Origin of the sequence: Paractinoplanes rhizophilus (genome assembly GCF_042664765.1) — a bacterium.
Lineage (GTDB): Bacteria > Actinomycetota > Actinomycetes > Mycobacteriales > Micromonosporaceae > Actinoplanes > Actinoplanes rhizophilus.
Window position 1 is genome coordinate 41,958 of sequence record NZ_JBHTBJ010000031.1, and the last position, 24,020, is coordinate 65,977.

A 24,020-nucleotide genomic window follows, 5' to 3' on the forward strand; every position below is an offset into this window, starting at 1 on the left:
GTGAGCGTGAGGCGAAGACGGAGGACCCGCGACGATGGCCCGGACGACGATCGGAATCGTGCTCAACGGCGTCACCGGGCGGATGGGGCTGCGGCAACATCTGCTCCGCTCGGTGCTCGCCATCCGCCAGGACGGTGGGTTGCCGCTGCAGGACGGCTCGGTGCTCTGGCCCGAGCCGGTGCTGGTCGGCCGCAGCGCCGCCAAGCTCCGCGCCATCGCCGAGAGCCACGGCATCGACGAGGAGAACTGGACCACCGACCTGCCGGCCGCGCTGGCCCGGCCGGACGTGCGGGTCTACTTCGACGCCCAGGTCACCTCGGCGCGGGTCAAGGCGCTGCAGATGGCGATCGACGCGGGCAAGCACGTCTACACCGAGAAGCCGGTCGCCGAGACCCTCGAGCAGGCCGTCGAGCTGGCCCGCCTGGCCGACGCGGCCGGCGTCAAGCACGGCGTGGTGCAGGACAAGCTGTACCTCCCGGGCCTGCGAAAGCTGGCCCGCCTGGTGGAAAGCGGATTTTTCGGGAGGGTCCTCAGCGTCCGCGGCGAGTTCGGCTACTGGGTCTTCGAGGGCGACTGGCAGTCCGCCCAGCGCCCATCGTGGAACTACCGGGCGGCCGACGGCGGCGGCATCGTCCTCGACATGTTCCCGCATTGGCACTACGTCCTCGAACAGGTCTTCGGCAAAGTGGAAGCCGTGACGGCCCGCGCGGTGACTCACATCGACCGCCGCTGGGACGAGGAAGGCTCCCCTTACGAGGCGACCGCCGACGACGCCGCGTACGGAATCTTTGAATTGACCGGTGGCGTCATCGCCCAGATCAACTCCTCGTGGGCGGTCCGGGTGAACCGCGACGAGCTGGTCGAGTTCCAGGTCGACGGCACGCACGGCAGCGCGGTGGCCGGCCTGCACCACTGCCGCATCCAGCCGCGCGCCGCCACCCCCAAGCCGGTCTGGGACCCGGACGTGCCCACCACGCAGCGGTTCCGCGACCAATGGCAGGAGGTCCCCGACAACGCGGCCTTCCCCAACGGCTTCCGCGCCCAGTGGGAGCAGTTCCTCCGCTACGTGGCCGAGGACGCGCCGTACGCCGGCGACCTGTGGGCCGGCGCCCGCGGCGTGCAGGTCGCCGAGCTGGGCTTGCGGTCCTCCCGCGAGGGCCGGCGCGTCGAGATTCCGGAGCTCGGCCGATGACCTTCGCCTTCAGCGGCCGCGGTTTTCCCGCCGGCCAGGAAAAATTCAAGAGCCGCATCGCGTACGCCGCCGCGCCGGTCACCGCGGATCAGCGCGCCGAGAACATCCCCGGCGCGCCCGCCGCCCTCGACTGGGACGCCACCCTGCGGTTCCGCCATCACCTCTGGTCCCACGGCTTCGGGGTGGCCGAGGCGATGGACACCGCCCAGCGCGGCGCCGGCCTCGACTACCCCGCGACCCGCGAGCTGATCCGCCGCAGCGCCGCCGAGGCCCGGTCGGCCGGCGGCCGGATCGTGGCCGGTGTCGGCACCGATCAACTGCCACCCGGCGCCGCGTCCATCGACGACATCCGGAAGGCGTACGCGGAGCAATTGCATGACGTGCAGGAAGCCGGCGCCCAACCGGTGATCATGTGTTCCCGCCATCTCGCGGCGACAGCCGCGGATGCGGACGACTACCGGCGCGTCTACGGCGAGCTGCTCGCCCTGGCCGACGGCCCGGTGCTGCTGCATTGGCTGGGGGAGGCCTTCGACCCCGCACTGGCCGGGTACTGGGGTGGCGACGACGTCGTGCTCGAGATCATCGCCGCGCACGCCGCGAAAGTGGACGGCATCAAGCTCTCGCTGCTCGACGCCGACCGCGAGATCGCGATGCGCCGGCGTCTCCCGTCCGGCGTCCGGATGTACACCGGCGACGACTTCCACTACCCGGCCCTGATCAAGGGCGACGATCTCGGCCACTCCGAGGCCCTCCTGGGTGTCCTGGCGGTGATCGCCGCGCCGGCCGCCGCCGCCCTGCGCGCCCTGGATGCCGGCGACCTCGGGACCTACGACCAGATCATGGACGCCACCTTGCCGCTCGCCCGGCACCTGTTCGCCGCCCCGACATATCACTACAAGACCGGCATCGTCTTCCTGAACTGGCTGGCCGGCCACCAGGACCACCTGGTCATGGTCGGCGGCGCGCAGGCGGGTCGCTCGCCGAGCCATCTGCGTACGTTGATGCGCCTGGCCGACGACGCCGGCATCCTCCCCGACGCCGACCTCGCCACCGCCCGCGCCCGGGCCTGGCTCACCACGGTAGGACTGGACTGATGAACAAAGGTTTCTCGCTCAACCAGGCCACCACCAAGCGCTGGCCGCTCGACGAGCTGGTGGCCGGCTGCGTCGCGGCCGGCGTCCCCGCGGTCGGCCTGTGGCGCGAGGAGGTGGCCGAGTTCGGTTCGGACAAGGCCGCCGCGCTGATCCGCGACGCCGGCCTGGCGGTCTCCTCGCTGTGCCGCGGCGGCTTCTTCCACGAGGCCGACTGGTACGACGACAACCGCCGCGCCATCGAGGAGGCCGCCACCCTCGGCACCGACACCCTGGTGCTGGTCAGCGGTGGCCTGCCCGGCAAGTCCCGGGACATCGACGGCGCCCGACGGCACGTGAGCGACGCGATCGGCGCCCTGGTGCCCGACGCCCGCGCGGCCGGCGTCCGCCTCGCGATCGAGCCGCTGCACCCGATGTTCTGCGCCGACCGCTGCGTCGTGGCGACGCTCGGCCAGGCCCTCGAGATCGCCGCCGCGCACCCCTCCGACGCGGTCGGCGTCTGCATCGACACCTATCACCTGTGGTGGGACGACCAGGTGTGGGACCAGATCGCCGCGGCCGGGCGCGCGGGCCGGATAGCCGCCTTCCAACTGGCCGACTGGATCACCCCGCTGCCGGCGGGCGTGCTGCTCGGCCGCGGGATGCCCGGCGCCGGCTGCGTGGATCTGCGCCGCTTCGCCACCGCCGTGCACGACGCCGGCTACCGCGGATACGTCGAGGTCGAGGTCTTCCACGAGGACGTCTGGTCCCGCCCGGGCCCGTCCGTGTTGGCCGAGGCGTACGCCGGCTACCGGGCCTTCGCCGCATGACCGGTTTGCATGTCGGGGGCCGGGAAGTGGCCATTGTGGTCCGCCCCGACCTCGACATCCGGCTGGCTCCCCGCCCGTACCTGCATCCCGTCCGCACCCTCTCCGGCGTCACGGTCACCGACGCTCTCTGTTACGACCACCCCTGGCACATGGGCGCCTCGGTGACCATCGCCGACGTCGACGGCCGCAACTTCTGGGGCGGCCGCACCTACGTCCGCGACGAGGGCTACCGGTGGCTCGACGACCACGGCCGCATCGTCGAGGTCTCGTCGTGCGGCCCGGCCTCCGTGCTGGAATGGCAGGCGGCCTCCGGCGAGGTGATCCTGCGCGAGGAACGCACGGTGACGGCAAGTGCCGCGCCGCACGGCTGGCGTCTTTCTTTCGCGTACGCCCTGAGCACCGTCGCCGAGTCGGAGGTCGTGCTGGGCAGCCCCGCCACCCACGGCCGCCCCGGCCAGGCCGGTTACGGCGGCTTCTTCTGGCGCGCCGCACCCGGCGTGGCCCGGGCCTTCGGCGCGGCGTCGGACTCGCCGCACGCGTCGGCCGATCCCTGGCTGGCCGTCACGGTGGACGACCGCTACACGCTGGTCTTCCGGGGCCTGGCCGACGCCGACCGCTGGTTCGTCCGCACCGGCGACTACGTCGGCGTGTGCGCCGCCCTGGCCTTCACCGACCCGCTGCCGATCAAGCCCGGCCGGCCGCTGACCCGGACCATCGAGGTCCTGGTCGCCGACGGCGCCCTGACTCGCGATCAGATCGAGGCCGTCGACCTGACCGGAAGTCCTACTGGTCGCGAAGCGCACCCCAGAGATGGAGACGCTCGATGGTCACGTGGGTGCTGACCCGGGGACTGGTGCGGTTCGGGTAGGGCTTGCCCGTGTAATGCCGCGAGAGCCGGTCGATGTCGCGCAGACCCTCGTCGTCGGCGAGCTCCGAGGCCCGGCCCTGGATGCTGACGTGGGAGTACCAGTCGTCCTTGTCCAGCACGGTCAGCGACACGCGGGGGTCGGCCCGCAGGTGCTTGATCCGGGCGCGGGTGCTGTCCAGGCCGAGCAGGATCGTGCCGTCGTCCTCCAGCAGATACCAGGTGGCGACGGTGACCGGCCGCCCATCGGCGGCGACCGTGGCCATGACGGCCGGTTGGGGCTTACCCAGAAAATCGGCGATGTTCGCCGGCAAGATCGACACACCACCACCTTACGGTGCCGCGTGCCGTCCGGGGCCGCGGCAACTCCGATGCCGCGTCAGCCGAACTTCGTCCACTGCCCTTCGGAGACCACTTCGACGGAGCCGTCGACCACCTTGATGGCCGTCTGCTCGTCGATGGCGTAGGCCGGGACGCCGAGGTCGGCGGCCCACCGCTCGGCGTCCGCGAGGGTGTTCTCGGGGAAGGCGTCCAGGTGCGGGAAGATCGAGAAGTCGACGATTCCCAGCGTGCGGTCGTCCGGCGCCGACGGCCACTCGACGAAGTCCGCGCCGATCCGGGGGGTCATCACCATGCTTCCCGCGCTCACCCCCACCCAGACCAGGTCGGGCAGCGATGGCAGCAGATCGGCCAGCCCCGACTCGCGCATCCAATGACACAGATACGTCGCGTCGCCGCCGTCGACCAGGAGCACGTCGGCCTCCCGGACCCACGGCACCCATCGCTGCGCGCCGATGGTCGGCAGTGCGGTGAGCTCCAGCAGGCCCATCGACTTCCAGCCCAGGTCGACCATGGGCGAGGGACTCCGACCGGCGACGAACCGCCAGGCCGTCCCGGGGGTGCACATGGGATGCCCGTACGTCGCGGTCGGAACGCAGAGGGCGTTGGCGTCGCCGATCGGCTTGCCGAGAAGCTGCACGAGCGCCGACTGGATGCTCGGGTTCGTGACGCCGCCCGAGGTGAGCAAGAGCTTCACGCTGCCTCCGAATTCACGCCGCGGAAGGAGATTGCCGGACCAGGCACCGGGCCGGGGCTAATCGTAGTGCGGGTCGGCGCTGTCGGCCGTCCCTTCGGATCGCGGGCGCCGCTGCGCGCTGATCTTGATGAGTTGCGGTTGCGGCCGGACGGGAACTCTTCATCGCTGGCCGTCCCTGATCAACTGCCGCCGGACATAACCGATATTCCCGGCAGGCGTCCCACCTGATGGGCGGATCGTCCCATGTTCCGCGACCTCCGGCCGACATGCGGGAACGCGTCCCCCTGGCTGGACCCGACCGCCAGATGGTGGGATCCCGGAGCGAATCTGCGCGACCGGCCGCACCCAATGCGCCCCACCCACGCCTCCCGGCCGCGGAAGCCCCAGCTCCTCGCCGGCGATCACCGCAACCCCCATTTTTGATCACGAGTCGCGGCGCCCACAGTCCATCCCCCGCCCCCGCACTTGGGTGGGGCCGAGTAGAGCAGGTGGGTACGACAAGAATTCGTCGCTGTCCACCGACGGCCGGGCGGGCGCGTCGGACCTCGACCCCGGATGGTCTCCGATCAGTGCGCGCTGTCGCCCAGCAGCGCCGCCAGCAGCAGCACCGCGATCAGCGCCGCCGCCAGCCCGAACAAGGCCGCCTGACCGCCCAGCGACGCCGACGACTGGGCGTTCCGCGACCCGATGACCACCCACAACCCGGCCACCACCAGGCAGGCGGGCAGGAACAGCAGCCCGGCCACGACGATGGCCCGGGGCTCGTCGGTCAGCGTCCCGGTGGCGGCCGCGAAACCGGCGATGCCGACGATCAGCCCGGCCACAATCCAGGCCGCGGCGATGGTGAAGGCGCGCATCCGGCTCACCATGGCGGGCAGGATACTCCACCCGCATGCACGGCTGTCGATACCCGAGAGAGGGCTGGGTCACGGGAGCCGCCGGGTGAAGGGTGGCACCGCCCACGGCACACCCATCTCCGACGGCAGCGCCATCGTCGAGATCACCTTGCGGAGCAGGTCGTTGATGCCGGGGATGGTGCGCTTCGGGCCCTCGACCACCACGGCCGAGTCGTTCAGCAGGTGCGGCAGCGGCGCGTCCGGGGCGGTCAGCGCCGCCAGCACCGCGGTGAAGTCGGCCGTCGACCCGAGCGGCACGAGCAGCGGCGCGCCGTGCGCGCGGTGGTCGATCAGGTTGGTGAGCAGATCGGTCCGGCCCTCGACCGGCCGCATGGCGGCGTCGCCGGGCAGCGCCAGCCGGTCGGTCGGATATTCGAGCACGGCGCGCCCGCCGGGACCGCGGGCCGCGATCTCGCCGGCGATGAAGTCCTCGCCGGCCAGCGTCACCGCGATCACGATGGTCAGCCCGCTGTCGAAGCCGATCCGCGCGAACGCGGTGTCCTCCACCTCGATGGGCCGCACCCGGTAGCGCTCGGCGACCAGCTGCCGGGGCCGGCCCGCGCCGACCGCGTGCGCGCCGGCCAGCGCCTGCATCACCGCGTGTGCCAGCGGGTTGACCAACGCTCCGTCCACCACCGGGCGGCCGTTCACGCTGCGTCTGCCCGCCCAGGGCGACCGTCCGTAGTAGACGTCGTCGCGCTGCCACGACGCGGTGGCCGTGATGCCGTCGAGTCTCCCGAGCCCGGGCAGTGCCTCTCGGAACCGGAGCCAGGCCTGCGACCCGAGCGCCTGGAACCCGACCTGGCAGGCCCGCCGGGCGTCCGCCAGCGCCGCGGCGAGCGTGTGGTGCGCCGCCGGCGACGGCACCGGCGGTTTCTCGAGCAGCAGATCGCATCCGGCGGCGATCGCGTCGAGCGCGATCGGCAGATGTGTGTGCGGCGGTGTGCAGATCACGACCACGTCGGGGCTGATCTCGGCGAGCAGCTTGCGGTGGTCGTCGAAGATCAGGACCCGGTCGCGTACGAGTGGGTCCGGCTCGATCGGCCGCGGGTCGGCCAGGCCCGTCAGCCGTACGCGTCCGGCCCGCTCGATCTCCGCGATCCGCCGCCGGTGCCATCGCCCGTGCCCGTTGGCCCCGATCAGCGCCACCGTGGCCGTCACGCCGCACCCGCCAGCGTGGCCCCGACACCGTGCTTCGCGAAGGCCGTCAGCCACTCGGCGAGCTGCTCGCGGACCGTGTCGTCGCCGGCGAGGTCGGGCGCGAAGACCGTGTCGAGGCCGAGCAGCGCGTCCACGACGCCGGCCGGGGTGGCCGGGGCTGCCGCGAGCCGGGATCGGATCCGTTCCGCGAGCGGGTCGTCGAGGGGGAGGGCCCGCCCGTCGTCGGAGCGGCCGCCGACGAAGCGCATCCAGGCGGCGACCACCATGATCCCCCAGCGGGGCGTGGCGCCGGCCGCCCGCCGGTCGATGATCGTGTGCAGGACCCGCTGCGGCAGCTTCTGCGAGCCGTCCATGGCCACCTGCACGGTCCGGTAGTCGATCGCGGGGTTGGCGAAGCGGCGCAGCACCTCCTCCCCGTACGCGATGGTCTCGACGCCCGGCGGAGGGGTGAAGCTCGGCGCGATGTCCTCGGCGATGAATCGCCGCACCGCGGCGGTCATCCCGGGAAGCTCGAGCGCGTCCGCGATGGTCTCGCGCCCGGCGAGGGCGCCGAGGTAGGCGATCGCCGAGTGCACCCCGTTGAGGGTCCGCAGCTTGAGCCGCTCCCACGGCCGGGGGTCGCCGGTGAGCACCGCCCCGGCCTTCTCCCACGCCGGCCGCCCGGCCGGGAAGTCGTCCTCGATCACCCAGGCGGCATACGGTTCGCCGCTCAGCGCCGCCTCGTCGCGGACCCCGAGCTGGGCGCGCGCGACGGCCCGGGTCTCGGCGGTGCTGGCCGGCACGATCCGGTCGACCATCGTGCCGGGGAAGGTGACGTTGCCGGCCACCCAGTCGGCGAGCGCGGTGGCGGCGGCGAGCGGCTCGATCAGGCCCCGCAACCGGTGCCCGTTGGCCGGCAGGTTGTCGCAGCTGACCAGCGCGATCGGCCCGGCGCCGGCGCGGCGGCGGGCGGCCAGGCCGCGGATCAGCAGGCCGGGCACGGTGCGCGGGGGGCGGTCGGTCGCCAGGTCGCCGCGCAGCTCGTCGTCGAGCCGGAGCCGCCCGGTCGCGGGGTCGAGCAGGTACGCCTTCTCGGTCACGGTGAGCGTGACGATGCGGATGGCCGGGTCGGCGAGCAGCTCGACCACCGCGCCGGGGTCGCTCGCGGCGTGCCGGACGCCGGCCAGGGCGCCGACCACCCGGGTGGAGCGGCCCTCGGCGGCGAGGGTGGTGACGCTGTAGAGGCGGTCCTGCGCGCGCAGCGCGTCGTACACGGCAACCGAGCGGGGCGCGACGCCGATGATGCCCCAGTCGCCGCCGGCGGCCGCCATCGCGTCCTCGGTGAAGACCGCCTGGTGGGCCCGGTGGAACGCGCCGAGGCCGAGGTGGACGATGCCGGCGGCGGCCTCTCCGGGCGTGATCCGGGGGCGGGCCGCGGCGGGGATCCGGTGGAGGGTGCTCAGGCCGAGGAGATCGCTCATGACCAGGCCGGCCCGTCCGGGAAACGGAACTCGGCGATCGAGGCCGGTTTGAGAGCGGAGCTGTAACCGGGCTGCTCCGGCACCAGGTAGCGGCCGTCGCGCGTGCGTACCGGATCCTCGAAATGCTCGTGGAGGTGGTCGACGTATTCCACCATGCGCCCGTCGAGCGACGTGCCGACCCGCAGGAAATCGAAGATCGCCAGATGCTGGACCAGCTCGCAGAGGCCGACCCCGCCGGCGTGCGGGCAGACCGGCACCCCGAACTTCGCCGCCAGCAGCAGCTCGGCCAGGACCTCGGGGATGCCGGCGACCCGGCAGGCGTCGATCTGCATCACCCGGATCGCGCCGGCCTGCAGGAGCTGCTTGAAGATGACCCGGTTGGCGGCGACCTCGCCGGTGGCCACCCGGATCGGCGCGACGGCCCGCTGGACGCGGGCGTGGCCGAGCACGTCGTCGGGGTGGGTGGGCTCCTCGATCCAGTACGGGTTCATCTCGGCGAGCCGGGCCATGTTCGCGATCGCCTCGTCGACGCCCCACACCTGGTTGGCGTCCATCATCAGCAGCGCGTCCGGGCCGATCTCGTCCCGGATGATCCGGGCCCGGCGGACATCGTCGTCGATCGGGCCGCCGACCTTCATCTTCATGGCCCGCCAGCCCTGCGCGTACGCCGCCCGGGTCAGCGCCCGCACCTTGTCGTCGGGGTAGCCGAGCCAGCCCACGCTGGTCGTGTACGACGGGAAGCCCTCCCGCCGCAGCTGGGCGAGCCGGTCCTCGAGTCCGACCCGGCCCTTGTCGAGGATGGCGGCGGCGTCCCCGGGGGTGAGCGCGTCGTCGATGTGCCGGAAGTCGACGCAGGCGACCAGGTCGGCGGTGGGCATCTCGGCGAGGAACTGCCACATCGGCTTGCCGGCGAGCTTGGCGCGCAGATCCCAGACCGCGTTGAGGATCGCACCGGCCGCCATGTGGATGACGCCCTTCTCGGGCCCGAGCCAGCGCAGCTGCACGTCGGCGGTGAGGTCGCGCGGGCGCACCTCCGCCGGCGTCCGCCCGACCACGTGGTGCGCCAGCGCCTCCACCGCCGCGCAGGTGATCTCGTTGCCGCGGCCGTTGGTGAAGGTGAACCCGGTGCCGGTCGGCCCGCCGTCGGTAAACAGCTCGACGTAGGTGGCCGAGTAGTCGCCGCGGTTGATCGCGTCGGAGCCGTCCCCGGCGGCGGCGGTGGGAAATCGTACGTCGTGGACCCGCAAGCTTTTGATCTTGGTCATGTGACCGCCTTGTCCAGTCGGAAGATCCGCTTCGGCAGGTGGTAGGCGAGGTCGGCCAAGGTCTGCGCCGCCTCGTCCATCGGGAGCCGGTCCTGCACCACCAGCGAGGCGAGGTAGGCCGCGTCGACCCGGCGGGAGATGTCGTGCCGCACCGGGATCGAGCAGAACGCCCGGGTGTCGTCGACGAAGCCGGCCGTGTTGTAGAAGCCGGCCGCGTCGGTGACCGCCTCGCGGAACCGGCGCATCGCGTCCGGCGTGTCCAGGAACCACCAGGGCGCGCCCAGATAAAGAGCTGGATAGCCACCCGCGAGCGGGGCGAGCTCCCGGCTGAAGGTGTGCTCGTCGAGCGTGTAGACGACCACGCGCAGGCGCGCGTCCATCCCGTACGCGTCAAGCAGTGGTCTTAAAGCGTGCACGTAGTCGGTGGCCTGCGGGATGTCGCCACCCACGTCCTGGCCGTGCGCGGCGTGCAGCTTGCCGTTGTGGTCGCGCACGGCGCCCGGGTGGAGCTGCATGACGAGACCGTCGTCGATCGACATGCGGGCGAACTCGAGCAGCATGTGGGCCCGGAACGTCTCCGCGTCGGCCGCCGTTGCCTCGCCGCGCAGCCCGCGCTCATAGATCGCGGCGGCCTCTTCGCCGGACAGCTTTGCGGTGCGGGCGGTGGGATGGCCGTGGTCGGAGGAGGTGGCTCCGGCCGCGATGAACGCCTCGCGCCGCCGTCGCAGGGCGGTGAGATAGCCGGCGTACGTGGCGGTGTCCTCGCCGGCGAGGTCGCCGAGCACGCCGATGTTGTCGTGCCAGTCCGCGCGGTCCAGATCGACCACGTTGTCCGGGCGGAACGTCGAGATCACCCGGCCGCCGGGACCGCCCCAGCCGTCGGCGGCGAGCTTGGCGTGCTGGGCGAGGTCGTCGGTGGGCGACTCGGTGGTCGCGAGGACCTCGATGCCGAACCGCTCGAACAGCGCCCGCGGCCGGAACCCGGGCTCGGCGAGGCGGGCCGCGATCGCGTCGTAGACCTCGTCGGCGGTGTCTCGGCTCAGCGGCGTCTCGACGCCGAAGACGGTCTGGAAGGTGCGCTCGAGCCAGAGCCGGGACGGGGTGCCGCGGAACAGGTGCCAGTTGCCGGCGAGCAGCCGCCAGATCGCCCGGCCGTCGGTCTCGACCGGGCCGCCGTCGCGCCGCGGGACGCCCAGCCGGTCGGGCGGGATGCCCTGGCTCAGCAGCATCCGCGTCACGTAATGGTCGGGCACGATCAGCAGCCGCGCCGGGTCGGGAAACGGCTCGTCGTCGGCCAGCACGCGCGGGTCGACGTGGCCGTGCGGGCTGATCAGCGGCAGGCCGCGGGCGGCGGCGTACAGCTCGCGGGCGACCTGGGCGTGGCGCGGGTCGGTGGCGAACGTCGGACCATTTTCGGACACGGGCACCTCAGCTGGTCAGGTCGAGCAGGCCGGAAACCGGCACCCGCTCGGCGGTTTGCAGAGATCGGTTGGCGGCCAGCCCGGTGAGCAGCGCCAGGGCGCCGTCGCGGGCGGTCGCCGAGCGGTGCATCGGGTCGGTCTGCCCGCCGATCAGGACGGCGGTCATCCGGCTGTCGGCGCCGCCGTGGCCCGCCCGGTCGTGCGCCGGCAGCTCGACCGCGCGCGGCGGCGCCCAGAACGGGCGGACGGTCAGCGTGACGCCGCCGCGCTCGGGAGCGGCCTCGGTCCCGTGCACCGCCGCGCCCTTGAGCTCGCCGGCCGCGACCGGGCTGACGTGATCGCTCTCGACCACCTCCAGCTCGAGCCGACCCTTGCTGCCGTTGACCATGAGCCGGTAGCCCTCCCACGGCGCGTACGCGGTGAGGTGGTAGGTCATGGTCGCGCCGGTGTCGTAGCGGACCAGCACCGCCAGGTCGTCCTCGATCGTCACCCCGGGCGCGAAGACGTTCTGGTCGCGGTGGTAGCCGTCCTCGGCCTCGGCGTCGAGGTAGAGCTCGCGCAGCCGCGGGTTGTCCGCCAGGCGCAGGGCGAACGGATCGCCGTCCGCCGCCGGGCTGCCGTGCACCCGTTCGTAGTCCCGGGCGTAGCCGTGGCGTTTGCCGTTCTCCCCGTAGAAGAACAGACGGCCGGACGCGTACGCCTCCGTGGGCGCCGCGCCGAGCCACCAGTTGACCAGGTCGAAGTGGTGGCCGGACTTGTGCACGAGCAGGCCGCCGGAGTTGGCCTTGGCGCGGTGCCAGCGGCGGAAGTAGTCGGCGCCGTGCCGCACGTCGAGCAGCCATTCGAAGTGGACCGAGCCGATCTCGCCGATCTCGCCGCCGGCCAGCAGCGTGCGCACGGCCTCGTGCACCGGGTTGAACCGGTAGTTGAAGGCGACCTGCACCCGGCGGCCGGTGCGCCGCTGGGCGTCGAGGATGCGCCGCGCACTCCCGGCGTCGACGGTCATCGGCTTCTCGGTGATGACGTCGCAGCCGGCCTCGAGCGCGGTGACGATGTGCCCGGCGTGGGTGCTGTCGACGCTGGTGACGATCAGCTCGTCGACCTCGGTGCGCCGGAGCATGGCGGCCAGGTCGCCGGCCGCGTAGGTGGGCACCGGCTCGTGCCCGGCGGCCTTGAGCCAGCGGTTGTGCGCGTCCATCCGGGACCGGTTGGTGTCCGCGAGCGCGACCAGCTCCGCCGTCTCGGCGTGGTCGGCGGTGAGGGCGCGGACGAACATCTCGGCGCGCGCGCCGGCGCCGACCAGGGCGAAGCGGCGGCGGTGTCCTCGTGGCATGTGCCCTCCCGGCCCGGTGCCTGCAAAGGTTTGCAGCGAAGTTAGGCATCTCGATGCGTTGCCGTCAATGACCTCGCGGGAGATTGCCCGGTTTTGTCGGAAGGTAAGCGCGTACCTCATGCCCGTTCGCAATCTTTATGCAACACAGGGACATTGACACCCGTGCAACCGCTTGCATTAATTGTGGTCGTCCGTGACCGTCGCCACATGCCGCCCGGGGAGGTCAGAGCGTGTCCGTCACCATTCGCGATGTCGCCCGGGCGTCCGGCGTGCACATCTCCACCGTGTCGCGCACGTTCTCGGCGCCGCATCTGGTCAATCCCCACACCCGCAGCCGGGTGCTGGCCTGCGCCGAGGAGCTGGGTTACCGGCCCAACCGGGCGGCCCGCGCCCTGATCACCGGCCGGACGTACAACATCGGCCTGATCGTGGCCGACATCGCCAACCCGTTCTTCCCGCCGCTGATCAAGGCGGCCGAGAGCCAGGCCCGCAAGCACGACCACCACATCTTCGTCGCCGACACCAACGAGGACCCGGCGGTCGAGGAGGAGGTGGTGCGGGCCCTGGCCAAACAGGTCGACGGCGTCCTGATCTGCAGCCCCCGGATGAACAACGCGCTGATCGAGCAGCTCAGCCGCGAGGTTCCGCTGGTCGTCGTCAACCGCCAGATCGCCGGCATCCCCGCCGTCGTGATGGACGTGGCGCAGGGCGCCCGGCTCGCCGTCGAGCACCTGACGACCCTCGGGCACCGCACCATCGCGCTGCTCAGCGGCCCGCGCGGCTCGTGGACCAGCCGGGAGATCCGGCGCTCCGCCACCGCCACCGCCCGGGCCGGGCACGCCGAGCTCACCGTGGTCGGGCCCAACCCGCCCACCGAGCTCGGCGGCCTCACCGTCGCCGAGGACGTGCTGCGGGCCGGCGCCACCGCCGTGCTCGCCTACAACGACCTGATGGCGATCGGCCTGATCGAGGGCCTGTTCTCCGCGGGGGCCCGGGTGCCCGAGGACGTCAGCGTCGTCGGCATCGACGACATCATGCTCAGCCGGCTCACCCGGCCGAAGCTGACCACGGTGGCGACACCCACCGCCGCCGCGGGCCGGGCGGCCGTCGACATGCTGCTCGCGCACGGCGACGACCGCCGCTCCACCGCACACCTGCACCTGCAGACCGAATTGGTCATCCGCGACTCGACGGGGAACGGCCCGGGTCCGCACAGCCCTGCGGACCCGGGCGGCGTCAACGTCCCCGGAGGTGTCGCCTCCTAAAAAGGAGCCAACCGTCATGGAACCCTTCACGAGGAGCGCCACGCCCGATCAACGTACCCCGGCGTCGCGCCCGTCCCGCCGCCGCCTGCTCGCCGCCGCTCTCGTCCTGCCGCTGGCCCTCGGGGCGGCGGCCTGTGGCGGGGACGACTCGGGCGGCAGCGGGTCGGACGACAAGGTCGAGCTCTCCATCTTCTGGTGGGGCGCGGACAAGCGCGCCGAGCTCACCGAGCAGGCGCTGGACCTCTACACCCAGAAGCACCCGAACGTGACGTTCAAGAAGACCTGGCAGGCCAACCAGGGCTACTACGACAAGCTGGCCACCCTCACGGCCGGCGGCAACGCGCCCGACATCTTCCAGATCGACGACAACGCGATCTCGGAGTACGCGACCCGCGGCGTCACGCTCGACCTCACCCCGTACACGTCGGACGGCAAGCTCGACGTCAGCAAGTTCCCCAAGAGCCTCAAGGAGTACGGCCAGGTCGACGGCAAGCTGGTCGGCGTCGCCATGGGCGAGAACACGCAGGGCCTGGTCTACGACAAGACCCTGGTCGACAAGTTCAAGCTGCCCGCGCCCACCACGGGCATGAGCTGGGACGACTTCATCAAGTGGGCGGCGAGCGTCTCGAAGGCGTCCAAGGTGCCCGGCACCCAGGACCCGAGCGGGATCTACCAGGCCCTCTGGGTCTACCTGCGGCAGAACGGCAAGGACCTGTACAAGGGCAACCAGATCGCCTTCGACGAGGCCGACATCACCAAGTGGTTCCAGATGTGGAAGGACGCGCGCGCGGCCGGGGCCACCCCGACGCCGGACGTCATCCACGAGGGCAACGACTCCAGCGTCAGCAAGCAGCTGGTGGTGACCGGCAAGGCGGGCACCTCCTGGGTCTGGACCAACCAGATGCCCGAGCTGAAGAAGAACACGAAGAACGACCTCGGCCTGGTCGCGTACCCCGGCGACCCGAGCGCCCAGTGGGCCCGGGCCTCGCTGTACTTCTCGGTCTTCCGCGGCAGCCCGCACAAGGACGCCGCGGTCGACGTGGTCAACTTCCTGGCCAACGACCCCGAGGCCGGCAAGATCCTCGGCACCGACCGCGGCCTGCCACCCAACCTCGACGTTCGCAAGCAGATCGAGTCCACGGTGACCGACCCGAACATGAAGCAGACCATCGAGGTGCAGAACGAGCTGGGCGCCAAGTTCGGCCCGACCACGCCGAGCGTCCCGCCCAAGGGACACAGCAAGGTCAAGACCGAGCTGATCCGGATCGCCGAGGAAGTGACGTACGGCCGGCAGACCCCCGAGGCGGGCGCCGCGGCGTTCGTCACCGCCGCCAAGGCGGCCATCGGGCAGAGTTAGAGGAACCCCTTCCGTGACGATGGCTCAGATGCCGGTCCGTCCGACCGAGCCCGTGCCCCCGGTTCCCGCCGCCCAGCGGCGGGGCCGGGCGGCCCGCCGGCGCCGCCGGGAGGACCTGGCCGGTTACGTCTTCCTCTCCCCGTGGCTGCTCGGGCTGCTGGGGATCACCGCGATCCCGATGCTGATCTCGCTCTACCTCAGCTTCACCGACTACAGCCCGTTGATCCCGGTGACCGAGGCGCAGTGGGTCGGCCTCGACAACTACCGGCGGATGTTCACCGCCGACCCGTCCTACTGGCACGCCGTACGCGTGACCGTGACTTTTGCCCTGGTCGCCGTGCCGCTGAAGCTCGCCGCGGCCCTGGGTGTCGCGATGCTGCTCAATCGCGCGATGCGCGGCATCGCGGTGTTCCGCGGGCTGTTCTATCTGCCGTCGCTGCTCGGCGGCAGCGTGGCGCTGGCCATCGTGTGGCGCAGCATGTTCAACCGGGAAGGCGCCTTCAACCAGTTCCTGTCGATCTTCGGCGTTGAGGGCCAGGCCTGGGTCAACGACCCGACCTGGGCGCTGCCCACGCTGATGCTGCTGGCCATCTGGCAGTTCGGCGCCCCGATGGTGATCTTCCTGGCCGGCCTCAAACAGGTGCCGGCCGAGCTGTACGAGGCCGCGTCGGTCGACGGCGCCGGGGCGTGGCGCAAGTTCTCGCACATCACGCTGCCGCTGCTGTCGCCGGTCATCTTCTTCAACCTGGTGCTGGAGACGATCCACGGATTCCAGGGCTTCACGTCGGCGTTCGTGCTCAGCAACGGCTCCGGCGGCCCGGTCGACTCCACGCTCATGTACACGCTGCACCTCTACAACGCGGGCTTCGTCGAGCTGAACATGGGATACGCCTCCGCGATGGCGTGGGTGTTCCTGCTGGTGGTCGGCGCGATCACGGTGGTGCTGTTCAACACCGGCCGGTTCTGGGTGCACTACTCCGACGCCGAGGAGCGGTGACGCTGATGCGCCCTTCATTGCCCGTCGTCCGCCTGATCGTGCTGATCGTCATCCTGGCGGCCGTGCTGTACCCGCTGTTCTGGATGATCGGCACATCGTTCAAGTCGCAGGAGGAGATCGCCAGCAACATCGGCCTCTTCCCGGAGCAGTTCACGCCGCACAACTTCGTGGAGGGCTGGACCAAGTTCGACGAGCCGTTCGGCCGCTTCTTCCTCAACAGCGCCCTGGTGGCGTCGCTGACGGTGGTCGGCAACACGGTGTCGTGCCTGCTGGCCGCGTACGCCCTGGGCCGGCTGCGCTTCCGCTTGCGGGGCTTCTGGTTCGCGATCATGATCGCCACCCTGCTCCTGCCCGGCCACGTGCTGATCATCCCGCAGTACATCCTGTTCCGGACGCTGGGCTGGGTCGGCGGCGACTTCCCGTACCTGCCGCTGCTGGTGCCGCATTTCCTGGCCACCGAGGCGTTCTTCGTGTTCCTGATGGTCCAGTTCATGCGGGGCATCCCGCGCGAGCTGGACGAGGCCGCGGTGATCGACGGCGCCAGCTCGTACAGCGTGTTCCGGCACGTGGTGCTGCCGCTGAGCCGTCCCGCCCTGGTCACCACGGCCATCTTCTCGTTCATCTGGACCTGGAACGACTTCTTCCGCCAGCTGGTGTACCTCTCCGACCTCAAGGACTACACCGCGCCGGTGGCCCTGACCCTGTTCATCGACTCGACGAGCGAGAGCTCGGTCGGCCCGATGTTCGCCATGTCCCTGCTCAGTCTGGTGCCGGTGTTCCTCTTCTTCGTGGCCTTCCAGAGGCTGCTGGTCGAGGGCATCAACACCAGCGGCCTGAAGGGCTAGAGATGCCACACGATTGGCGCGACTCGCTGCGCCTGGCCGCCGACCTGGCCCTGCTGGGCATAGTCGTCACGCTGCTGTCGCTCCCGCTGCTGACCGCGGGAGCGGCGGTGGCCGCGGGCAGCCAGGCCATCCGCCACCTGATCGCCAACGGCCGCTGGCCGTCCCTGGCCGACTGCTGGACGACCTTCCGCACCCGCCTGATCCCGGCCATGCCGGCCGGCCCGATCGCCCTGGCCGCGATCACGTTGATAGCCCTGGACATAGCCGGCCTACGCCGAGGCGCAGTCCCCGGCGGCGGCCCGGCCTTGGCCGCAGTCCTGACCGCGTCGGCCTTGGTAGCGGGCTATGCGGCGCTGGTGGCGGTGCAGTGGGGCATGTCCGAGCGACGCGCCGCCCGCGAGGCGCTGACGCTGGCCCTGAACCGCCCGATGACCGCAGTGGCCGCGGCCGCGGTGCTGGCGGTAGCGGTGGTGCTGGCCGCTTTGGTGCACCCGGCCTTGGTGCCGGTGCTGGCGGGATACGTTTTGTTCGCCCTGCACGTGGTGACGCCGAAGGTGGCCGGGCGCCCCCTGACCCCAGCGGCATAGGCGGGCCGCGCGCTGCCGCTGGCCTGGGTGGTCGGGCCGATCGTTCGTAGCCGGCGATTTGCGGCCGGCGCATGTTTCATCGCCGCTACCCGCGAATCGGGGCGCCTACGAAGCTCGGATATTCCTGGTGACATAACCTCCGAATGATGGGCGCACTATGCCGCCGCCCGCTCGTTTTTCGAGCGCAATCCGGTGTACCTCCGAAGACCATTGTCGAAAAGTTTCCGGAATGGTGTCGCTCGCTGCGGAAATCGGTGTGGAACCGCGCGCGAACAATGGCGAGTTTGGAGCTGCGCAAGTCATGCGTCAACAGTGCGGCGGGCTTCTCGTTCGGCCTGCCGCCGGCGTCGGTGCGGCGATCAGGGCGGTATGTCGTTGCTGCGTGCCTGCCGAGGGTCGGACGTGCCCACGCACCCGGCGCGGCTCCCTCCCGGCCGGACCCAGGCGGTGGCCGGCGGGGTTGGTAGTCGCGGCCGGCACCGACGAGGGCGGCAGTATCGGAGACGGCGGCGGTGACGAGGGCCGGGAAGGCGATGGGGATGGTGAGGGCGAAGGCGACGGGGATGTCCGCGGTAACGGCGGCGGAGTTGGGGCCTCGGACTTCGACGGCGGCGACGGTGACGGCGGCGGAGTTGGGGCCTCGGACTTCGACGGTGACGGCGGCGGAGTTAGGGCCTCGGACTTCGACGGCAGCGACGGTGACGGCGGCGACGATGACGGCGGCGACGATGACGGCGGCGACGATGACGGCGGCGACGATGACGGGGATGGCGACCGGGATGGAGACGGCGACGTCGACAGGGATGAGGTCGGGGACGGCGATCGGGACGACGGAGCGCTCGCCTGGTCTGTTCGCTCGGGCTCTGGTCTGGTCAGCGGGCCGTCCGCATTGCCATCTTGCAACCGCTGTAGCTTTTCGGCGTGCCGTTGGGCAAGGCCCCATGCGCGATGCCGGGCGTGTTGCCGGCGAAATGTCGCCGCCTCGGGAGAATAACGGCGCGACCGGGTGCGATCACGCATTCCTGCCACCTGTGACCTGGTGAATAACTCTAGCTGCCGCACCCCGATATTCTCCCACTCCGCGAAGCCACCGGTAAGCCCGGAATTGCTGTCGATCATGCCAACCTCGCTCGCCTTCACCATTCCGAGTACGGTAATCTCAGCGGCGCCAGAGAATTGTCAATAAGGCTATACATCGCGCGGAGACGGGCGGCAGGAGAGCCGACCAGGCGCGGGGCCGTGCGGGAGGGAACGCTTCGAGGCAGGGTGACCGCCCGGCGATCTTGTCGAGGAGCAGGACATGTGTACCTCCGGGGCATCCTTAAAGCGCTTTAAGTCCCTGTACTATCTGTGTCGATCTCGATGTGTGTCAAGGGCCTGACGGGGAGTGATTCAGTGGATCAGCGACCGCGCCTCGCCGACGTCGCCGCTCGCGCCGGCGTCTCGACCGCATCGGTGTCCCTGGTGCTGCGCGGGGCGCCGGGACCGAGCGCCGAGACCCGGGAAAGGGTGCTGGCGGCCGCCGACGACCTGAACTATCGCGCCGACCGCACGGCCAGCCTGCTCGCCCGCCGGCGCCGTCACCTGCTGGGGGTGCTGCTCGATGTGCGCAACCCGTTCCACGCCGAGCTGGTGGAGGAGCTGCATGCCGAGGCCGACAAGGCGGGCTACGAGGTGGTGCTCTCCACGCTGACCCGCGACCGCGACGAGGCCCGCGCGGTCGAGACCCTGCTCGACTTCCGCTGCGAGGCCCTGATCCTGCTGGGCCCCGACGCGCCCGATGCCACGCTCGACACGCTGGCCGGACAGGTTCCGTGCGTGGTGGTGGGCCGGCCGGTCGGCGACGCCGACGTCGATGTCGTGCGACCGGCCGAGGACGTCGGGGTCGACGCGGCGCTCCACCATCTGATCGATCTCGGACATACGCGGATCACGTTCGTGGATGGCGGCCGCGGCGCCGTCGCGGCGGCGAGGCGCCGCGGCTATCGCCGGGCGATGCGGCGGGCCGGGCTGGTCGCCGAGGTCCTGCCGGGTGATCACACAGAAGAAGGCGGCGTACGGGCCGGGCGCCGCGTCGTCGCCGAGCACGTGCTGCCCACGGCCGTGGTGGCGTCCAACGACCGGCTCGCGGTGGGCGTGATGGACGCGTTCGTCCGGGCCGGCGTCGACGTCCCCGGTCAGGTTTCGCTGGTCGGCTACGACGACAGCACCCTGGCCCGCCTCGCCCACATCGACCTGACCTCGGTCAACCAGGATGCGCCGGCCCAGGCTCGCCACGCGGTCGCCGCCGCCGTCTCCCGTCTCGACGACGGCCGCACCCGCCGCATGGAGACCGTCGTGGTCCCGCACCTCGTCGTCCGGGCCAGCACCGCACCACCCCGGCCGGCGTGACCGGCGCCGCGGGGTGACCCCGATGCGAGCGGCCCGACGAGCCGGCGGAGGGAAAGCCCGGCGGAGGGCCCGGCGGAAGGAGGGCCCGGTGGAGGGAGGGCCCGGTGGAGGGAGGGCCCGGTGGAGGGGAGGCCCGGCGGAGGGGAGGCCCGGCGGAGGGGAGGCCCGGCGGAGGGGAGGCCCGGCGGAGGGGAGGCCCGGCGGAGGGGAGGCCCGGCGGAGGGGAGGCCCGGCGGAGGGGAGGCCCGGCGGAGGGGAGGCCCGATGGAGGGAAGGCCCGGCCGAGGGAAGGCCGGCGTAGGGACAGCCCGGCCAGGTGGGGCGGCCGACTCGGGGCGGCCCGGTGGGCCGACTTGGCGCGGTCGAGTGCACGCGGGGGAGTGGGTGTGGCCGAGTCCGGGCGGCCGAGGGCGCGGCCGCCAGGGGGCGACCGAGTAGGGGGGCGGCCCACCGAGGGCGGCGCGACAGATCAGCGTGGCTCCCGGCGTGGCTAGCAGGAAAGCAGCCCCGCCCTCTCCTTGGCCGCCAGCACATGCCGGGCCCCATCGCTCACCCGCGCCCGGAACGCCGCGTCCCGTGAAGCTCGCTCGATCAGCGCGCCCGCCATCGGAGCCGCGTCGGACGGCCGGATCGTCAGCACCATGTCGCCGCCGGCGGCCACGAACCGTACCGCCCGCTGCCCGACCGGCACCCCGCTCACCGCGACCGCCGCCCCGAGGTCGTCCGACATGATCAGGCCGTCGAAGCCGAGCCGCTCCCGCAGCAGCCCGGTGACGATCGGCCGGGAGAACGCGGCGATCGCCCCGGGGTCGAGGCGCGGATATTTCGCCGACGACATCATCACCGACGCCGACCCGGCCTGGATGCCCGCCTTGAACGGCTCGAGATAGGGATCATTCGCGGTCGCCGTGGGGTCGACCGCCTTCGTCGACGTGTCGGTGTTCGCCCGCACCCGCCCGAGCCCGGGGAAGTGCTTGAGCACGGTCAGCACGCCGGCGTCCTGGCTGGCGGGCACGACGGTCCGGATGTCGGCGGCCACCCGTGCCGGGTCGGAGCCGTACTGCCGGTGCCAGTAGCCGATGGGCGGGTTCCCCACGCCCAGCGAGGCCGGCACGGTGTCGGCCACCGGGGCGAGGTTGACGTTCACGCCGATGCCGTCGAGGCGGTGTGCGCTGTCCCTCGTCGTGTTCCGCAGCGCCGGCAGCGCGCCAGCGCCGAGCTTCTGGGCCGACGGCAGCAGCGGGAAGTCGGCGCCCTTGAGCGTCTGCACGTTGCCGCCCTCCTGGTCGAGGGAGATCAGCAGCGGCAGCTCCGACCGCTTCTGCAGCCCGGCGATGTCGGCGCGCAGCTCGGCCGCCCTCTTCGTGCTGCGTCCGTGCAGGAAGACCCCGCCCAGCTCGTATCGGCGCACCGTGTCGCCCAGACCGCTCGGCGCGTTCACCGAGGTGCCGACCATGAGGAGCTGGCCGGCCCGCTGGGCGAGGGTGAGCCCGTCCAGCGTCCGCGTGACGCAGTCGGCGCCGGGCGACGACGACGGTGGCGCGGCCGAGGTCGTGGCCACCGTGGAGGGAGCAGCCGTGGGCGGGGCAGCCGGGGACGAGGCTGTCACGGATGGGGCAGCCGCGGGCGTCGACGAGTGACACGCCGTCAAAGCGAGCGCGGCGGCACAGCAGGCGAAGATCCGAATGCGCATCGGCGCCAACGCTAGCCCTTCTAGGCACCTCCTCGAAGGTCGACGATGCGCCGCATCTTGCCCATCGAACGCTCCACGCCATCGGGTTCGATCACTTCCACCCGTACGGAAACTCCGATGTTGTTCTTGATCGCGGTGACCAGATCGTGGCCCGCTTGCGTGGCCACCGCGGGGTTTGTCTCGGTGCGGCGCTCCACCTTGACCGTGAGCGCGTCGAGCCGGCCCTCCTTGCTGAGCACGCACTGGAAATGGGGCGCCAGCGCGGGCGTGCGGAGGATGAGCTCCTCGATCTGGGTGGGGAAGAGGTTGACGCCGCGGAGGATGATCATGTCGTCGGTGCGGCCGGTGATCTTTTCCATCCGGCGCATCGGGCGCGCCGTGCCGGGCAGCAAACGGGTCAGATCGCGCGTGCGGTAGCGGATCACCGGCATGGCCTGCTTGGTCAGCGACGTGAGGACCAGCTCGCCGACCTCGCCGTCGGGCAGGACCTCGCCGGTCACCGGATCGATGATCTCGGGATAGAAGTGATCCTCCCAGATGTGCGGGCCGTCCTTGGTCTCGATGCACTCGTTGGCCACGCCGGGGCCCATCACCTCGGAGAGGCCGTAGATGTCGAGCGCGTGCATGTCGAGCCGCTCCTCGATCTCGCGGCGCAGATCTTGCGTCCACGGCTCGGCGCCGAAGATGCCCACCCGCAGCGACGTGCCGCGGGGATCGACGCCCTGGCGCTCCATCTCGTCGACGATCGCCAGCATGTAGGTGGGCGTGACCATGATGATCTCGGGCTCGAAGTCGCGGATCAGGTGGACCTGGCGCTCGGTCATGCCGCCCGAGACCGGGATGACCGTGCAGCCCAGCTCCTCGGCGCCGTAATGGGCGCCCAAGCCTCCGGTGAACAAACCATATCCGTACGCGACGTGCACCCGATCGCCGGGCCGGCCACCCGAGGCGCGGATCGACCGCGCCATCAGCTGCGCCCATATTCGCAGGTCATGGCGGGTGTATCCGACGACGGTCGGGGTGCCGGTGGTGCCCGAGGAGGCGTGCAGGCGGGCGATCTGCTCGCGCGGCACGGCGAACATACCGAACGGATAGTTGTCGCGCAGCGTCGCCTTGCTGGTGACCGGGAACTTGCCGAGATCGGCGAGATCGCGCAGGTCGCCGGGGTGCACCTGACGTTCGTCGAACATCTTGCGGTACTGCGGCACATTCTCGTACGCGTGCCGCAGCGACCATCGCAGCCGGCTGAGCTGCAGCTCGCGCAGTTCATCGACGGAGGCGCGCTCGATCGGGTCCAGATCTTCCGGGCGGGGGGAGCGGTCCTGCACTTGCGACCTCCTATATGCGCAGTCCCTCGAAGGCGATGGCGGTGACGGCGTCGGCGATGGAGCCGGCGCCGCCGGGGCGGGGCTTGTACCACTCGGTCAGCGAGTTGACCATGCCGAGGAGGAGGCGGGCCGCGGTCGCCGGATCGACATCCGGGCGCACGCCACCCTCGGCCTGTGCCTGTTTCACGAGCTCTGTCACCACCGCGTCGAACTCTCGGCGCCGAGCCAGCGCATGCTGCTCGACCTCGGTGTTGCCACGCACTCTCAGCAGGACCGTCACGAACTCGAAGCGATCGGCCAGCACGATCACGCTGCGCCGGATCAGCCGCTCGAGACGGTCGAGCGCGGGCACGTCGAGGTTACGCACCTCCGCGGCCGCTTCGAAGAGCCCGTCGAGCGCCCGGTCCATCGCCATTTGCAGCAACTGCTCTTTGCCGCTGATGTGGTGGTAGACGCTCGATTTGGTGATGCCCAGCGACTCGGCGATGTCGAACATGCTGGTGGCGTCGTACCCCTGCTCGTTGAACAGGCGCACGGCGGCGGCCAGCACCGCGTCCAGGTCATGGCCGGGCCGGCCCCGGCGCCGCGGCGCCGTCATGCCGGGCCCGCCGGGCCGATCGTGCGGCTGCGCCCCCGGAACTCGGCGACGACGTCGCCGTCGCACGTCACGGTGACGTCGTAGATCCCGCTGCGTCCCCGGGCCGCTCTTTCTTTCGCGTACGCGATGAGCACGTCGCCCGGCGCGGTGGCACGCAGGAACGAGATGTCCGCGCCGGCGGCGACGGTGACCGGGCCATGACTGTTGCACGCGCACGCGAAGGCGGTGTCGGCGAGCATGAAGACGTACCCGCCGTGGGTCATGGCGTGCCCGTTGACCATGTCGCCGGTGACCGTCATCCGCACCGTGGCCTGCCCGTTCCCGGCGTCGAGCAGCTCGATGCCGGCGGACTTGGACGCGGTGTCCCGCTCGAACATGTCGTGGGCCGAGGTCTGTGCCACCCTGACTCCCGAGGCTTGATTACCGACCG

At 71.4% G+C, this 24,020-nt stretch carries 22 protein-coding genes; 10 read left to right on the forward strand and 12 right to left on the reverse strand.

The genetic code is table 11. The features are described 5' to 3' along the window. The first annotated feature begins 34 nt into the window (after window positions 1-34). The 4 genes from ACFQS1_RS30365 to ACFQS1_RS30380 are packed head-to-tail and all read left to right on the forward strand — an operon-like array spanning window position 35 to window position 3,934. Complete coding sequence (locus tag ACFQS1_RS30365; RefSeq protein ID WP_378975013.1) at window positions 35-1,192, forward strand: Gfo/Idh/MocA family protein; 1,158 nt, start codon at window positions 35-37, stop codon at window positions 1,190-1,192. Then, window positions 1,189-2,286 carry a DUF993 family protein gene (locus ACFQS1_RS30370; RefSeq protein WP_378975015.1) on the forward strand — a complete coding sequence of 366 codons (1,098 nt, stop codon included), beginning with the start codon at window positions 1,189-1,191 and terminating at the stop codon, window positions 2,284-2,286. Before ACFQS1_RS30365 ends, ACFQS1_RS30370 begins: the two co-directional genes overlap by 4 nt. After that, window positions 2,286-3,092 carry a sugar phosphate isomerase/epimerase family protein gene (locus ACFQS1_RS30375; RefSeq protein ID WP_378975017.1) on the forward strand — a complete coding sequence of 269 codons (807 nt, stop codon included), beginning with the start codon at window positions 2,286-2,288 and terminating at the stop codon, window positions 3,090-3,092. Before ACFQS1_RS30370 ends, ACFQS1_RS30375 begins: the two co-directional genes overlap by 1 nt. After that, complete coding sequence (locus ACFQS1_RS30380; protein WP_378975019.1) at window positions 3,089-3,934, forward strand: DUF6807 domain-containing protein; 846 nt, start codon at window positions 3,089-3,091, stop codon at window positions 3,932-3,934. Before ACFQS1_RS30375 ends, ACFQS1_RS30380 begins: the two co-directional genes overlap by 4 nt. On the opposite strand, the gene ACFQS1_RS30385 is transcribed toward ACFQS1_RS30380, so the two are convergent. The 8 genes from ACFQS1_RS30385 to ACFQS1_RS30420 form a co-directional block, all read right to left on the reverse strand. Continuing rightward, complete coding sequence (locus ACFQS1_RS30385) at window positions 3,876-4,280, reverse strand: PPOX class F420-dependent oxidoreductase (protein ID WP_378975021.1); 405 nt, start codon at window positions 4,278-4,280, stop codon at window positions 3,876-3,878. The two genes, ACFQS1_RS30380 and ACFQS1_RS30385, sit on opposite strands and share 59 nt — an antisense overlap. A 56-nt stretch (window positions 4,281-4,336) precedes the next feature. Further along, window positions 4,337-4,993 carry a Type 1 glutamine amidotransferase-like domain-containing protein gene (locus ACFQS1_RS30390; RefSeq protein WP_378975023.1) on the reverse strand — a complete coding sequence of 219 codons (657 nt, stop codon included), beginning with the start codon at window positions 4,991-4,993 and terminating at the stop codon, window positions 4,337-4,339. Window positions 4,994-5,559: 566 nt separating this feature from the next. Then, window positions 5,560-5,862 (reverse strand): hypothetical protein, encoded by a 303-nt coding sequence (locus tag ACFQS1_RS30395; protein WP_378975025.1) that lies wholly within the window; start codon window positions 5,860-5,862, stop codon window positions 5,560-5,562. Window positions 5,863-5,919: 57 nt separating this feature from the next. Then, window positions 5,920-7,050, reverse strand: a complete 1,131-nt coding sequence (locus ACFQS1_RS30400; protein WP_378975027.1) for a Gfo/Idh/MocA family protein — start codon at window positions 7,048-7,050, stop codon at window positions 5,920-5,922. Further along, entirely contained in the window at window positions 7,047-8,510 is a 1,464-nt protein-coding gene (locus tag ACFQS1_RS30405; protein ID WP_378975029.1) for a mannitol dehydrogenase family protein, read from the reverse strand. Before ACFQS1_RS30405 ends, ACFQS1_RS30400 begins: the two co-directional genes overlap by 4 nt. After that, the gene (locus ACFQS1_RS30410) at window positions 8,507-9,775 is read right to left on the reverse strand and encodes an enolase C-terminal domain-like protein (protein WP_378975031.1); all 1,269 of its coding nucleotides are present in this window, start codon (window positions 9,773-9,775) and stop codon (window positions 8,507-8,509) included. Before ACFQS1_RS30410 ends, ACFQS1_RS30405 begins: the two co-directional genes overlap by 4 nt. Continuing rightward, window positions 9,772-11,196, reverse strand: a complete 1,425-nt coding sequence (gene uxaC, locus ACFQS1_RS30415; RefSeq protein ID WP_378975033.1) for a glucuronate isomerase — start codon at window positions 11,194-11,196, stop codon at window positions 9,772-9,774. Before uxaC ends, ACFQS1_RS30410 begins: the two co-directional genes overlap by 4 nt. Before the next feature lie 7 nt (window positions 11,197-11,203). Beyond that, a complete protein-coding gene (locus ACFQS1_RS30420) occupies window positions 11,204-12,529 on the reverse strand; it encodes a Gfo/Idh/MocA family protein (protein ID WP_378975035.1) in 1,326 nt (441 codons plus the stop codon). 230 nt (window positions 12,530-12,759) lie between these two features. Here ACFQS1_RS30420 and ACFQS1_RS30425 point away from each other — a divergent pair, with 230 nt between their 5' ends. The 6 genes from ACFQS1_RS30425 (at window position 12,760) to ACFQS1_RS30450 (ending at window position 19,971) form a co-directional block, all read left to right on the forward strand. Beyond that, window positions 12,760-13,794, forward strand: coding sequence for a LacI family DNA-binding transcriptional regulator (locus ACFQS1_RS30425; protein ID WP_378975037.1), 1,035 nt, complete (start codon window positions 12,760-12,762; stop codon window positions 13,792-13,794). A gap of 16 nt (window positions 13,795-13,810) precedes the next feature. Beyond that, complete coding sequence (locus ACFQS1_RS30430) at window positions 13,811-15,151, forward strand: ABC transporter substrate-binding protein (protein WP_378975039.1); 1,341 nt, start codon at window positions 13,811-13,813, stop codon at window positions 15,149-15,151. 28 nt (window positions 15,152-15,179) lie between these two features. Continuing rightward, window positions 15,180-16,148 carry a carbohydrate ABC transporter permease gene (locus ACFQS1_RS30435; protein WP_378975041.1) on the forward strand — a complete coding sequence of 323 codons (969 nt, stop codon included), beginning with the start codon at window positions 15,180-15,182 and terminating at the stop codon, window positions 16,146-16,148. Between the two features lie 5 nt (window positions 16,149-16,153). Further along, the gene (locus ACFQS1_RS30440) at window positions 16,154-16,993 is read left to right on the forward strand and encodes a carbohydrate ABC transporter permease (protein WP_378975043.1); all 840 of its coding nucleotides are present in this window, start codon (window positions 16,154-16,156) and stop codon (window positions 16,991-16,993) included. Window positions 16,994-16,995: 2 nt separating this feature from the next. Then, window positions 16,996-17,580, forward strand: coding sequence for a DUF624 domain-containing protein (locus tag ACFQS1_RS30445; RefSeq protein ID WP_378975045.1), 585 nt, complete (start codon window positions 16,996-16,998; stop codon window positions 17,578-17,580). A 1,395-nt stretch (window positions 17,581-18,975) separates the two neighbouring features. After that, window positions 18,976-19,971 carry a LacI family DNA-binding transcriptional regulator gene (locus ACFQS1_RS30450; RefSeq protein WP_378975047.1) on the forward strand — a complete coding sequence of 332 codons (996 nt, stop codon included), beginning with the start codon at window positions 18,976-18,978 and terminating at the stop codon, window positions 19,969-19,971. Between the two features lie 490 nt (window positions 19,972-20,461). Here the strand turns inward: ACFQS1_RS30450 and ACFQS1_RS30455 are convergent, their stop codons facing one another. The 4 genes from ACFQS1_RS30455 to paaI form a co-directional block, all read right to left on the reverse strand. After that, complete coding sequence (locus tag ACFQS1_RS30455) at window positions 20,462-21,532, reverse strand: glycoside hydrolase family 3 N-terminal domain-containing protein (RefSeq protein WP_378975049.1); 1,071 nt, start codon at window positions 21,530-21,532, stop codon at window positions 20,462-20,464. Window positions 21,533-21,684: 152 nt separating this feature from the next. Further along, window positions 21,685-22,992 carry a phenylacetate--CoA ligase PaaK gene (paaK, locus tag ACFQS1_RS30460; RefSeq protein WP_378975051.1) on the reverse strand — a complete coding sequence of 436 codons (1,308 nt, stop codon included), beginning with the start codon at window positions 22,990-22,992 and terminating at the stop codon, window positions 21,685-21,687. Window positions 22,993-23,002: 10 nt separating this feature from the next. Then, window positions 23,003-23,542, reverse strand: a complete 540-nt coding sequence (locus tag ACFQS1_RS30465; protein ID WP_378975053.1) for a TetR/AcrR family transcriptional regulator — start codon at window positions 23,540-23,542, stop codon at window positions 23,003-23,005. A 44-nt stretch (window positions 23,543-23,586) separates the two neighbouring features. Beyond that, complete coding sequence (gene paaI, locus ACFQS1_RS30470) at window positions 23,587-23,967, reverse strand: hydroxyphenylacetyl-CoA thioesterase PaaI (protein ID WP_378975103.1); 381 nt, start codon at window positions 23,965-23,967, stop codon at window positions 23,587-23,589. Window positions 23,968-24,020: the final 53 nt, after the last annotated feature.

Bases quoted from the DNA above. Each gene is read 5' to 3' on its own strand.
- ACFQS1_RS30365 (WP_378975013.1), top strand. From the start codon at position 35: ATGGCCCGGACGACGATCGGAATCGTGCTCAACGGCGTCACCGGGCGG.
- ACFQS1_RS30370 (WP_378975015.1), top strand. From the start codon at position 1,189: ATGACCTTCGCCTTCAGCGGCCGCGGTTTTCCCGCCGGCCAGGAAAAA.
- ACFQS1_RS30375 (WP_378975017.1), top strand. From the start codon at position 2,286: ATGAACAAAGGTTTCTCGCTCAACCAGGCCACCACCAAGCGCTGGCCG.
- ACFQS1_RS30380 (WP_378975019.1), top strand. From the start codon at position 3,089: ATGACCGGTTTGCATGTCGGGGGCCGGGAAGTGGCCATTGTGGTCCGC.
- ACFQS1_RS30395 (WP_378975025.1), bottom strand. From the start codon at position 5,862: ATGGTGAGCCGGATGCGCGCCTTCACCATCGCCGCGGCCTGGATTGTG.
- ACFQS1_RS30405 (WP_378975029.1), bottom strand. From the start codon at position 8,510: ATGAGCGATCTCCTCGGCCTGAGCACCCTCCACCGGATCCCCGCCGCG.
- ACFQS1_RS30410 (WP_378975031.1), bottom strand. From the start codon at position 9,775: ATGACCAAGATCAAAAGCTTGCGGGTCCACGACGTACGATTTCCCACC.
- ACFQS1_RS30420 (WP_378975035.1), bottom strand. From the start codon at position 12,529: ATGCCACGAGGACACCGCCGCCGCTTCGCCCTGGTCGGCGCCGGCGCG.
- ACFQS1_RS30430 (WP_378975039.1), top strand. From the start codon at position 13,811: ATGGAACCCTTCACGAGGAGCGCCACGCCCGATCAACGTACCCCGGCG.
- ACFQS1_RS30435 (WP_378975041.1), top strand. From the start codon at position 15,180: ATGCCGGTCCGTCCGACCGAGCCCGTGCCCCCGGTTCCCGCCGCCCAG.
- ACFQS1_RS30440 (WP_378975043.1), top strand. From the start codon at position 16,154: ATGCGCCCTTCATTGCCCGTCGTCCGCCTGATCGTGCTGATCGTCATC.
- ACFQS1_RS30445 (WP_378975045.1), top strand. From the start codon at position 16,996: ATGCCACACGATTGGCGCGACTCGCTGCGCCTGGCCGCCGACCTGGCC.
- paaI (WP_378975103.1), bottom strand. From the start codon at position 23,967: ATGTTCGAGCGGGACACCGCGTCCAAGTCCGCCGGCATCGAGCTGCTC.